This is a genomic window from Marinomonas profundi (genome assembly GCF_020694005.1).
GTDB lineage: Bacteria > Pseudomonadota > Gammaproteobacteria > Pseudomonadales > Marinomonadaceae > Marinomonas > Marinomonas profundi.
On the sequence record NZ_CP073013.1, the window covers coordinates 2,651,231 to 2,663,678 of the forward strand.

Genomic DNA, 12,448 nt, shown 5'->3' on the forward strand with positions numbered 1-12,448 from the left:
TTATTCTTATAGTCTTTTAATGGGCTACCGATTCACCGGATGCCGCCATGATTTTTTCTTTGCTTACTGTTGAGTCAAATTCAGCTGAAATATGACCTTTGTGCATGACAATAATGCGATGAGCAATACTGAGGCACTCAGCAACTTCAGAGGTAGAATAAATGACGGCAAGACCTTCTTTTGCCCGCTCTGAAAGCAACTTAAATACTTCGGCTTTAGCGCCAATATCAATGCCTCGGCTGGGTTCGTCGAGAAGAAGTACTTTAGGGTTAGTGGCTAGCATTTTACCAATGACTACTTTTTGTTGGTTGCCCCCTGACAAAGAGCCAATGGCGGCGTCGGCCCCTGACGTTTTTACCGTCACAGCCTTAATGGATTGGCCTATCAGCGTGTTTTCGGTACTTGATGAGGTGAATAGCTTTTTAGTGAAATCAGAAATACTGGCTAAGGATAGATTTTGGCCAACAGACATGGTTTGGACCAGTCCATCTTTTTGGCGGTCTTCTGGAACTAAAGCCAAACCCATATTAATTCGTTCAGCGATAGAAAGCTTACCGATGTCTTCTGTGCCAAGAAAGATTGTGCCACTTTGTGCGCTAAAGCGCCCTGCGAGGCATTCCATAAATTCGGAGCGCCCAGCGCCCATTAATCCATAGACACAGATTATTTCACCTGCTTTGACTTGCAAAGACAGTTTGTCGACAACATTGAAGTTGGCTCCATTAGGATCTGCGATCACTAGGTCGTTGACTCTTAGTGCTGTATCGCCAAACTCATAGCCTTCGGGTGGCGATCCTAGGTCGAAATTTTCACCGACCATATTACGTACAATCCATTCAAGGTCGATGTCTTTGCGAGGTGCGTACGCTGTCATTGTGCCATCTCTAAGGACAACAGCATGATCTGTGACTAGCAGTGCCTCTTCTAGATGATGTGATATGTAAACAATGGAAACGCCCTTACTGGTTAAATCATGGATCACTTTAAAAAGCACCTCTACTTCTGCAGCACTGAGTGCAGAGGTCGGTTCATCCATGATGAGGACTCTAGATTTTTGTGATATTGCTCGTGCAATTTCGATGATTTGTTGTTGACCGAGGCGTAATTCTTCAACGGGCGTTAATGGATCAATATCTTCTTCAAGATCGGCCATTAGTTCTCGGGTTTGCAGCTCTTCTTCAGCAAAATCAACACGGCCATTGGTAATGATTTCACGACCCATAAAAATGTTGTCGCGTACATTCATATTAGGCGCTAGGCTAAGCTCTTGGTGAATAATAGAGATACCATTTGCTCTAGCTTCATTGGCATTATTAAAGAGAATAGGTGATCCATCTAAAATAATGTCACCTGATGTCGGGGCGATAACGCCAGACAGTATTTTCATTAAAGTGGATTTACCTGCACCATTTTCACCAAACAAAGTCGTTACTTGTCCATGGTAAATATCAAAATTAACACCTTTCAAAGCATGAGTGTTGCCAAAAGATTTGGTTATATGGCGTGCTGCCAAAACAACCTTGCTTGCTGGTTCAGTCGCTGAATGATCGAAAGCTGGATTCATTTCAGATTCATCCTTACGGGCGTGATTAGCCAGTTTTTATCATTGATGAGACGAAATACACCGGATATTTCGACGCTTGTACCGGTTAGCTTGCTTCGGTCAAGATCTTCTAGGATGTCTGCTTTCATCGTTCTGTTTAGAGCGGCGCCCACATCTTGGTATTCGATTTGATTGGTGAATTCGCCGAAGGTTATTTCGCCTGTTGCATCACGTAGGTCTGTGCCATTTATGGCTGGGCCTGTTTGAATTCGAACCGTTTGATTATCTGGGAAGCCGGGGATGTTGACGTTAAAAATGCCGGATTTTCCTGTTGCAATGGTGCCTTCAAAGGAGACTGGGATAACCGGTCCTATTCCACCACTTATCCCATACTTTTGCCCAGCGGCTTTTTTATCGGCTCGCAATGCTTTAAGCAGAGTATTTGCATCAACGGCATTGTCTAAAATATAAGACTTTACTTCTGCGTAGTGGATATTTGCATAGTTGTCTGGAGAGAAAGCTTGTTGTCTTAGATCGTCAGTAGAACCGTTAACAACGACTTTTGTGTCTAATGCCATCGCACCTACGACTACGACAGTCGTAAGAGCGCTTACGATGGCTATCTTTCGTTTTTTCGCAACAATCTGATTAGATTGTTGCGGTTGCAAAGTTTTTTTTATCATTTTTATTTTACTCCGGCTATTTTCCTCTAAAGCACACATGCTTTGCTTTGTGCTATGAGCTGTTTGATCGAGCCAAGATCAAGGTTTGTTTTTAGAGGATTGCATGATCTTTGACCATAACAATGGTATAAAAAAAAACACCTGTCAATGAAATTTATTGCATAAATAACAAAAAAAATCACTCATGTTGTTTGTGTGTTTTTCAAGAATGTATTCGGTGTAGGGTATCTATATGTGTTTTGAGCCTGTGTAAATAAAAAATGTATTTAATAACTTATTGAAAAATAAATATTTTATTTAATTTTTCGGATTGGTTTTTATTTTTTAATACATTCTTTTTTGTCTTTAATGGAGGGGGTGTAGGTGAAAAAAGAAACAAATTCATGGTTGACAGAATGTCGTAGTGAGGAAATAATACACAAAATAAGTAATAAATTTCATTTTGGCTTTGCGTTTCTTAGCCAGAACAAAACGGGGTTCAATCATGCTTCTAATAATAAAGATGTCCCGCTTTGCTTCCCTTTATTGCGCAGGTTTTTGCGTCTGGAGGGCTGACAAGTGATTACCGATCTAATCGTAGGTATTGATGCTGGCACATCGGTGATTAAGGCCGTTGCCTTTTCACTGGATGGCAAGCAAGTTGCCGTATCATCAGTACGAAATACCTATAACACAACGTTCGATGGTGCTGCGACTCAGTCTTTGGGCCAAACATGGGATGATTGTGTTTGTGCGATAAAAGGTTTGAGTCAAAAAATCGAGGGCTTTCAACAGCGAGTGGTTGCTCTGGCTGTAACCGGACAGGGTGATGGAACATGGTTAATAGATGAGGCTGGTGCACCTGTTTGTGACGCCTGGTTATGGCTAGATGGCCGCTCCGCACCAACGGTAGACATCCTTAATGCGAAACCCAATGAACGTCAGCGTTTTGAAAAGACAGGCACGGGTCTCAATACTTGCCAGCAGGGTGTTCAGCTTGCGCATATGGCATCCCACTTCCCACAATTATTAAAAACCGCCACAACGGCTTTTCATTGTAAAGACTGGTTGTACTTTAATTTAACTCAAGTGAGGGCAACTGACCCCTCTGAGGCGAGCTTTACTTTCGGCGATTTTCGTACTCGTCAATACGATGACCAAGTTATCGACAGTCTGGGGCTTGGTGGTTATCGCGCACTTTTACCAGAGATTATTGATGGCAGCGAAACAACACATCCTCTTTCGCAAGAAGCCGCTGACCTAACAGGGTTAAAAGTAGGCATTCCTGTTTCTTTGGCGTATGTGGACATGGTAATGACTGCCTTAGGGGCGGGTGTTCACACTGGACAAGATAACGTTGCTTGCTCGGTCATTGGCTCCACAGGTGTGCACATGAGGTCGGTTTTGTCAGATGATGTTTTTCTGAATGATCAAGGCACTGGTTACGTGATTGCTTTGCCTATTCAGGGAAGGGTTACGCAAGTACAAACTAACATGGCGTCCGCATTAAACCTAGATTGGCTGTTAAATGTTGCCGCGGAATTATTAAAAGACTTTGGTTGTGAATGTACACCTCAAATGTTGGTCAATAAGGTCGAGCATTGGCTACAGGAAGCGGACGAAGGCCAGCTGCTTTATCACCCTTATATTTCTGATGCGGGAGAGCGTGGACCATTTGTTAATGGTCGTGCTAGAGCCAGCTTTACGGGGTTGACTTATCATCACCGATTCCCGGACTTGGTGCGTGCGGTTGTTGAAGGTCTTGCTATGGCAATGCGTGATTGCTATGAGGCGATGGGAGGGCGCACAGAGGAGCTTCGCCTAAGCGGTGGGGCGGTTAGGTCGCCAACTCTGCGGAAAATATTGGCAGCCTCAGTTGGCGCAGGTGTAAGAGTGTCGGGGCGTGAAGAGGCTGGAGCGGCCGGTGCGGCAATGATGGCTGCGGTGGCGATAGGTCAATACAAAACGATGGACGACTGTATTGCTGAGTGGGTAACGCCACTACTTGGTCAGGTTGAAAAGGCAGATGTTGCGCTCGGTGATCGCTATGACAGACTTTTTAAGGTGTTTTATAGGCAACGTTTGGCGCTCCCTGAGACCTGGCTTGCCATGGAGCAGTTAAGATTTTCCAAGTGAATTCTTCAGATAAGTCATAGCCTGATCTTTGGTGGTGAAATAAGAGGTTCTTTATGAATAACGAACAGGTGTTAGATCTTTTTGTGATTGGTGGTGGTATTAACGGTGCTGGTATTGCCCGTGATGCCGCAGGGCGAGGTTTGAGTGTTGCTCTTTGTGAGAAAAACGATTTAGCGCAAGGCACATCGTCTCGCTCTGGAAAGTTGGTGCATGGTGGCTTACGTTATCTTGAATACTATGAATTTCGTTTGGTGCGAGAAGCTTTGATTGAGCGAGAAGTGCTGCTGAATTCTGCCAGTCACATTATTTGGCCTATGCGCTTTGTGTTGCCGCACAGCAAAGAAGATCGTCCGGCATGGTTAGTTCGATTAGGGCTGTTTCTTTATGATCATCTTGGCGGGCGTAAACGTCTTCCGGGAACTCGAACGCTAGATCTCTTACGAGACCCTGAAGGGGCACCAATAAAGGATCAATACACCAAAGGCTTTGAATATTCAGATTGCTGGGTTGATGACTCACGATTGGTGATTTTAAATGCTTTGGATGCCGCAAAAAAAGGTGCCGAAGTACTCACTAGAACGCGTTGTTTATCGGCGAAACGCCAAGATGATCATTGGTTGATCACAACAGAAAATGAATTTACTAAAGAAACGCGTAGCTTTAAGGCAAAGGTCTTAGTGAACGCGGCAGGCCCTTGGGTGCGTAATATTGTTGATGATGTTGCGCATTCACAAAGTTCGCGAAACATTCAGTTGGTCAAAGGTTCTCATATCATCGTGCCTAAATTCTGGCAAGGGCAGCAAGCTTATCTTGTTCAAAATCATGATAAACGCGTGATCTTTATTAACCCTTATGAAGACAATAAAGCATTAATCGGTACCACAGACATTCCCTATAAAGGGCGTGTAGAAGATGTGGCACCAGATGAGTCAGAGATCGAGTATTTGTTAGCGGCTGTCAACCGCTATTTTAAAGAGTCGCTACGTCGCAATGATGTGATTGCCAGTTTTTCTGGTGTTCGCCCTTTGTTTGATGATGGTAAGGGTAATCCTTCTGCGGTAACGCGCGATTATGTGTTTGATCTTGACGAAAGCGGGGGTGTGCCGCTATTAAATGTATTTGGCGGTAAGCTCACTACGTTTCGTAAGCTGTCAGAGCACGCGATTGAAAAGATTGAAAAGTTCTTTCCGAACATGGGGCGTAATTGGACGCGCGGTGCGGTTTTGCCGGGTGGCGATATTCGTAATGCAGACTTCCAAAGCTTTATACAAGACTCTAAAGCCGCTTATAGTTGGATGCCTCGCGCCTTGCTTATTCATTATGGCCGACATTATGGTTCTTTGATTAAAAAAATTGTTGCTGATGCCAAGAGTGTTGACGACCTAGGTATTCATTTTGGTTCGAATCTTTATGAGTCTGAAGTGCGTTATTTGGTTGAAAACGAATGGGCGATGACGCCTGAAGATGTACTGACTCGTCGGACGAAGGAAGGGCTTCATTTGAGTGATGAGCAAAAAGTGTTTTTCTCTGACTGGTTTCAAGGACAGTTTATCACCTCACAAGCTCATTCAAACGCATCATAAGAGAGGCTAAGCATGCCGTTAACATTAGGACTGAATACAAACCCTCTGGTGAACCGATTTGCCGAGCCAGCGGATTTAATCGATACCATTGCGCATGATATTAAAATTCGCGATGTGCAACTGACGCATGAATTCATCAACCCCAGTTGGCCCGCTTCTGTCATTCGTCGGTTAACAAGAGAGATGAAAATGGCCTTGGGGCGTACCGGAGTTCGTATTACATCTGGTATGACAGGTCCCTATGGGCGTTTAAACCATTTTGGTCATCCAGACGCCGACGTTCGCCGTTATTATATTGAATGGTTTAAAATTTTTGCCGATATAACGGCCGATCTAGGTGGCCACGCGGTAGGAACACAGTTTGCCATTATGACTTATAAAGATTTTGACGATGCAGTGCGCCGTGAGGAGTTGACTAAAATCGCGATTGATTGTTGGGCAGAAGTTGCCGAACACGCAAAGCAAGCGGGTTTAGATTATGTGTATTGGGAGCCGATGAGCGTCGGGCGAGAGTTTGGTGACACGATTGCATCTGCGATGACGTTACAGCAGCGCCTAACCGCTGCCAATATGGCGATACCTATGTGGATGATGGCAGACATTGATCATGGGGACGTCACATCCAGTAACCCTGCTGACTACGATCCCTATGCTTGGGCTGAAGTAGTGCCAACGGTGTCGCCCATTATTCATATTAAGCAAAGTTTAATGGATAAGGGAGGGCATCGACCTTTTATCGCTGAATACAACCAAAATGGCCGTATTCAGCCTGCGCCTTTACTCGATACCTTGTATAAAGGTGGAGCGAAGGATAATCAGATTTGTCTTGAATTGAGTTTTAAAGAGCGCGATCCAACAGACTATCAAGTGGTTGATCAAATTGCTGAAAGTGTGGCGTTTTGGGCTCCGCATATTGATAGTGGTGTTCAGGACTTGCATATTTAATGATGGCTTAATGAGAGTGGTCTCTACTTATCTTTCAAACTGTAGTGTTATTATCAATAGTATAAGGTTTCGCTCAGTTTTAATGAGAGGAAATATGAATGACTGATATAAATTAAGACGTGCTGATTTTTACATTGGCCTTGTCCGTCATAATTCAACACCATGGAGTGATAGAGTGTGGATGAAAGAAAATCTAATATTGAGCCAGACAGCTCTTTAGCTATTCGAGCCGCTTGGCTGCATTATGTTGGTGGTTTGACTCAAGCCGCTGTTGCAAAGCGACTTGGATTAACATCGGTTAAGGTTCATCGTTTAATATCAAAAGCGGTTGCTGAAGGGGCTGTAAAAGTCACCATAGATGGCAATGTTACCGAGTGCGTAAAACTGGAAGATCAGCTCATAGCTCGATTTGGTTTGAGTCAGTGCACTGTCGCGCCAGATTTGGGAGAAGAGGGAATACCGCTTAAAACCTTAGGTCAGGCGGGCGCTTTTTATTTACAGAATGTATTGACGACACAGTCTAATATCACGATTGGTTTGGCGCTTGGTCGAGCTTTGGCTGCGGTCGTTCATCAGCTTCCTAAACTTGATATTTCTAATATTCGTTTTGTGTCTTTATTGGGCGGATTAACACGAGACTACTCTATCAATCGAGACGATATTTTACATTGGATTGCTGCCAAAACAGGGGCGCCTGCCTACACCATGCCAGTGCCTTTATTGGCTAATACCGTTGAAGATAGAATGGTTCTCCTTGCTCAAAAAGGCGTGCAAGATGTTTTTACAATGGCCAATAATGCCGATATAAAATTTATTGGGATTGGGACGGTAGCGCAAACCGCGCAGCTAGTATCTTCTGGACCTATTAAACCTGAAGAAATCATTGAAATTGCCCGGTCAGGTGCTGTTGGCGAGGTTATGGGGCATTTTTACGATGAAAATGGGCATTTCGTTGAAACGTCTTTAAGTGCTCGTATGTTATCCGTTTCCTTAGAGGGTAATAAAGGCGAGGTTATTGCTGTTTCTGGTGGGGAAGAAAAGGTTGAAGCTATCCGAGCGGCGCTTAAAGGCGGCTTGCTTACCGGATTGATTACCGATGAGTTAACCGCTCGTGCTGTCCTAGCAAACAATTAGTCGTTACGGCTTATACCCCGTCGTATGGTAAGTTTTGCCTTGTAATGTCAACGCTCACTAAAAAATGCCCATTAACCACCTTTTGATCAAGATGATTACTGGGCTAAGGGTCGAGGTCGTGTAACAACGGCTTTCGCTGTGTCTCATATAAATGTGATATTTTTTGTGATTTTTCACATTACCTAAGCGTCTCCACCGTGTTTTTTCTGTATATCTCCTACTTTACTGTCAAAAATCCATGTTGTAAGTGTTATTCTAGTCTCGACGTTGTGTGAAAACGGGTATGTTTTCGCGCTTTTTTTGTGATTTTAACTCAAAATTTCTTAGGTTTATTGTGTTTATAACATTATATTTAACAAATTAAAGTAAATTTTGTTAAATATAACTTTTAAAATGTTATTTTTAACGTTATAACATGCATAAGAGATTTGCTATCGAAGTGAGTGTTTATGAAGCGTGATGAACGTAGACAGCAAATTATCGATCTCCTTGTTGAAAATGGTGTTGTTGATCTAGAAGAACTGGCGAAACGTTTTGCCGTTTCAAAGATGACAATTCACCGTGATTTAGACGAACTTGAAGCGGGTGGTTTGCTGCGTAAAGTGCGAGGTGGCGCCACTATTGAAGCGGGTATGCAATTTGAAAGTGATTTTAGATTGCGAGAGCGTCAAGGTAGTGCGGCTAAAGAACGTATGGCGTTAGAAGCATTGCAACTGGTCGAGCCGGGGATGACTGTGATGGTCAACGATGGTTCTATGGCTGCTGTGCTTGGGAGCATACTTCCTCGTAAAAAACCGCTGACGGTTATTACCAACAATGCCTCCATTTTGGAAGCATTAAAGCTCGAAAAGGGGATTGATCTTATTGCGCTTGGGGGAATGTATTCTTCTAAGTTTAATGGTTACTTTGGTGTGTTGGCTGAGCAAAATTTAACCAGCTTGCGAGCGGATATTGCTTTTTTATCGAGCCCTGCTGTATCAGGAAACCAAGTGTTTCATATGGATGCAGATGTGATTCGAGTGAAAAAAGCCATGCTTAACGCAGCCGTTAAGACATGTTTGCTGGTTAACCATACACGGTTTGATCATGTAGCACTTCATGTGCTGGCAAATCTCGATGATTTTGACTGGGTCATCACCGACCAAGTTCCGGAGCTAAGCGTTCAACAGCAGTTGGTGAGCGCTGGCATTCAGTTAACTATTGCGAGACCACTGGAAGATACATGACGAATAAAAAGCAGTTTTGGGTTGGTACAAGTTGGAAGATGAATAAGACATTGGCAGAAGCCCAGGCGTTTGCGGCCGCGTTACAGGCTGATGATGTGAATGCGGATGCCAATATTCAACGATTTGTTATTCCTTCATTTACGAATATTCGAGAAGTGAAAAAAGTGCTTCGTGATACGTCGGTAAAGGTTGGAGCTCAAAATATGCATTGGGCAGAAGAAGGCGCATGGACGGGAGAGATTTCTCCACTCATGCTGAAGGACTGCCAGCTCGATATCGTTGAATTGGGTCACTCTGAACGACGCGAGTATTTTGGTGAAACGAATGAGACTGTCGGCCGTAAAGTCGAGTCTGCTGTTCGTCATGGTTTAATTCCTCTTATCTGTGTTGGTGAAACATTGGCAGATAAAGAAAGTGGTCAGGCAGCTTATGTTTTGGCAGAGGAAGTTCGCGGTGCGTTGCAGTTTTTGAGCGACGACCAAAAAAGAGCCCCTATTTTGTTCGCATATGAGCCCGTTTGGGCGATAGGTGAGCGAGGGGTTCCGGCCTCTGCAGAGTATGCCGACGCAAGACAAGCTGAAATTCTGGATGTTGCCAAAAAAGTATTGGGACGCAAAGTTCCTTGTTTATATGGCGGCTCGGTGAACCCTATTAACTGTGAAGAACTTATAGCCTGCGAACACATTGATGGTTTATTTATTGGTCGATCCGCTTGGAACGTTGATGGATATATCGATATTTTGAACAAATGTGCCGCAGTCGTTCGAACGCAACTATAAAACCGAGGATAGCATCATGAGAATTGCAATTGCTGGAGACAGTGCTGGCGAAGGGCTAGCAAAAATTTTAGCTGACCATCTAAAAGATCGTTACGATGTAGAGGAAATTTCTCGTACTGACTCTGGAGAGGTTGAGCCGTTTTATGCCAATTTATCTGATCGTGTCGCCAATGCGGTTTTAGACGGCAAATATGATCGTGCCATTTTATGTTGTGGTACAGGAATTGGTGTGTGCATTGCGGCAAGTAAAGTGCCGGGTATTCGCGCAGCACTCACTCACGACACTTATTCAGCAGAGCGTGCCGCACTTTCTAACAACGCACAAATTATTACCATGGGCGCACGTGTTATTGGACAAGAGTTAGCGAAGTCCATTGCCGATGCTTTTTTGATGCAGGCATTCGATGAAAATGGACGCTCTGCGGATAATGTTAAAGCCATCAACTCTATTGATGAAAAGTATCATTCTCGCCCGTAATTTATCGATTTAGACTGTAAAGTGGAGGTGCTGTGTTAACTCGTAAGCAGAAATCAGAGATGGTAGAAATTGTTCGAGACGTTGCAAAGGTAGAAGTTTTACCAAGGTTTAGAAGGCTTTCGGAGGGTGCTATATCGTCCAAAACAAGCTTTGACGACCTTGTAACTGAAGCAGATGTTGCCTCTGAAAAAGCATTAACACAGCGCTTTCAAGCCTTGTTGCCTCACGCTATCATCATAGGTGAAGAAGCGGTATCAGAAGATGAGTCTGTATTGGATCAAATTGATACGGATGGGCTGGTTATTATCATCGACCCTATTGATGGGACATGGAACTTTGCTCATGGCTTAGCAACCTTTGGTGTATTAATCGCTGCTATTTATCAGGGCAAAACCGTTTATGGTTTGTTATACGATCCTTTAAATGATGACTGGATCGAGGCCAGTTTAGGTGAGGGTGCTTGGTATGTTCGCCCTGATCAATCGCCAAGACGTTTAATACTGAGTGATCAGCCTGTTGACTCTAACCTAGTAGGATTCTTTTCACCCTTTTTGTTTGAGGATTCAGCTGCTCGTGAGCGGGCTGCTCTGCAGCAAGTTAGCTATGCACGTTCTTCTAGTCTGCGCTGCTGTTGTCATGAATATCGAACCATGGTGCAGAACGGTGTTGATTTCTTCATTAGTCCAAAACCAAAGGTATGGGATCATGCCGCTGGTATTCTTGCTTATCAGGAAGCGGGCGGTCATGTGTGTATGCTTGATGGTACGCCTTACAAACCCATGGTCCGAACCGGTGTCATTATCGCTGCACGCACTGAGGTGATTAGAGACCGGATTAGAAAAGACTTCAGTTTTATCGTTTAACAGCGGCTAATTAGTTTGCCAGTTTAGTCATGTCTAGTTGCTTAAATTCAGGTTAAAACGTACGCTTCGAATCTCAGCAGATAGGCTTTTGAAGCTTTATTTGTTGTTCTTGTGAAGGTGCCAGTTTGACTGGTGAAACGGGAAACAGGTGCGTTTTATTAACAATCCCTGTACTGCCCCCGCAACGGTAAATAAGTGGTGTATTTTTCTCGCTTCCACTGTTCATTAATAGCCATATTTTGAATGGGAAGGGACGAGGATTTTTCATAAATACAGATCGGCCAAACACTTATCAGTCCGGAGACCGGCCTTCATTGATTAGGACTTTTGTTCGCTAGCAAACGCAGCGCTGCAAAGTCCGCTAATTTGAATCATACGGGTGAGTATGAAGCCTATTTTGGAGGCACATTGTGCATATTGAACCTGGCGTCGTTGATGGCGCAAAAATAGTGTTAAGTTACGCGACAGCGTTAGCGGCCTTTGGCTTTTCTGCCAAAGCATCTGTTGAAATGATAAAAAAGCATGGGCTAATGTCGTTAGTCAGTCGTAGTGCATTAACAACGCTTTTTGTCTTTGCTTTTTTTGAATTGTTGCCTCATCACGCAGTTGGCGTGTCGGAAGTGCATCTCATATTAGGCTCGACGTTATTTCTTATCTTTGGCCCTGCGGCGGCGTCTATCGGTTTGTTCTTAGGTTTGTTGGTTCAAGGCGTGTTCTTTGCGCAATTCGACCTTCCTCAGTACGGGATGAACGTCACCACCTTGTTGTTGCCCTTGTTTGCGATGTCAGTGGTTGCGCGTCGTATCATTACCGACAATACCGCCTATGTTGATATTTCCTATAAGCAGGCATTGCAGTTGTCTTTAACTTATCAAGGTGGCATTGTCGCTTGGGTGGCTTTTTGGGCATTTTATGGACAAGGTTTTGGCGCGGAAAACTTAGCGTCTGTGGCAACCTTTGGCGTGGCTTATATGAGTGTTGTGCTTATCGAACCTGTTTTGGATCTTGCTGTTTTAGCAGGGGCGAAGAGCCTACATCGTTTTAAACATTCTGCTTTGTTTGAAGCGCGTTTGTTTAATTAATCTATTTTAAGCACTGT

At 44.0% G+C, this 12,448-nt stretch carries 11 protein-coding genes and 1 riboswitch; of the genes, 9 read left to right on the plus strand and 2 right to left on the minus strand.

All coding sequences use genetic code 11. From position 1 onward, the window contains the following. Positions 1 to 16: 16 nt before the first annotated feature. Together J8N69_RS12390 and J8N69_RS12395 are read right to left on the minus strand one after the other, a co-directional pair. Entirely contained in the window at positions 17 to 1,564 is a 1,548-nt protein-coding gene (locus J8N69_RS12390; RefSeq protein WP_168825953.1) for a sugar ABC transporter ATP-binding protein, read from the minus strand. Further along, complete coding sequence (locus J8N69_RS12395; RefSeq protein WP_229426376.1) at positions 1,561 to 2,121, minus strand: DUF2291 family protein; 561 nt, start codon at positions 2,119 to 2,121, stop codon at positions 1,561 to 1,563. The genes J8N69_RS12390 and J8N69_RS12395 overlap by 4 nt, the downstream gene beginning before the upstream one ends. A 663-nt stretch (positions 2,122 to 2,784) precedes the next feature. Here J8N69_RS12395 and J8N69_RS12400 point away from each other — a divergent pair. The 9 genes from J8N69_RS12400 (at position 2,785) to J8N69_RS12440 (ending at position 12,431) form a co-directional block, all read left to right on the plus strand. Beyond that, positions 2,785 to 4,341: an FGGY-family carbohydrate kinase gene (locus tag J8N69_RS12400; RefSeq protein WP_211085089.1), complete on the plus strand. Its 1,557-nt coding sequence runs from the start codon at positions 2,785 to 2,787 to the stop codon at positions 4,339 to 4,341. Between the two features lie 53 nt (positions 4,342 to 4,394). Further along, a complete protein-coding gene (locus tag J8N69_RS12405) occupies positions 4,395 to 5,924 on the plus strand; it encodes a glycerol-3-phosphate dehydrogenase (RefSeq protein WP_168825957.1) in 1,530 nt (509 codons plus the stop codon). A gap of 12 nt (positions 5,925 to 5,936) precedes the next feature. Then, entirely contained in the window at positions 5,937 to 6,869 is a 933-nt protein-coding gene (locus tag J8N69_RS12410; protein ID WP_168825959.1) for a sugar phosphate isomerase/epimerase family protein, read from the plus strand. A gap of 177 nt (positions 6,870 to 7,046) precedes the next feature. Continuing rightward, positions 7,047 to 8,003, plus strand: coding sequence for a sugar-binding transcriptional regulator (locus J8N69_RS12415; protein WP_211085091.1), 957 nt, complete (start codon positions 7,047 to 7,049; stop codon positions 8,001 to 8,003). A 449-nt stretch (positions 8,004 to 8,452) separates the two neighbouring features. Further along, entirely contained in the window at positions 8,453 to 9,229 is a 777-nt protein-coding gene (locus tag J8N69_RS12420) for a DeoR/GlpR family DNA-binding transcription regulator (protein ID WP_168825961.1), read from the plus strand. Beyond that, positions 9,226 to 10,008: a triose-phosphate isomerase gene (locus J8N69_RS12425; protein ID WP_168825962.1), complete on the plus strand. Its 783-nt coding sequence runs from the start codon at positions 9,226 to 9,228 to the stop codon at positions 10,006 to 10,008. The genes J8N69_RS12420 and J8N69_RS12425 overlap by 4 nt, the downstream gene beginning before the upstream one ends. Positions 10,009 to 10,024: 16 nt before the next feature. Further along, positions 10,025 to 10,486, plus strand: a complete 462-nt coding sequence (derI, locus tag J8N69_RS12430; RefSeq protein ID WP_168825964.1) for a D-erythrulose-4-phosphate isomerase — start codon at positions 10,025 to 10,027, stop codon at positions 10,484 to 10,486. Between the two features lie 32 nt (positions 10,487 to 10,518). Next, complete coding sequence (locus J8N69_RS12435) at positions 10,519 to 11,349, plus strand: inositol monophosphatase family protein (RefSeq protein WP_168825966.1); 831 nt, start codon at positions 10,519 to 10,521, stop codon at positions 11,347 to 11,349. A 98-nt stretch (positions 11,350 to 11,447) separates the two neighbouring features. Next, positions 11,448 to 11,676: riboswitch (cobalamin riboswitch) on the plus strand. An 83-nt stretch (positions 11,677 to 11,759) separates the two neighbouring features. Then, positions 11,760 to 12,431 carry an energy-coupling factor ABC transporter permease gene (locus tag J8N69_RS12440; protein ID WP_168825968.1) on the plus strand — a complete coding sequence of 224 codons (672 nt, stop codon included), beginning with the start codon at positions 11,760 to 11,762 and terminating at the stop codon, positions 12,429 to 12,431. Positions 12,432 to 12,448: the final 17 nt, after the last annotated feature.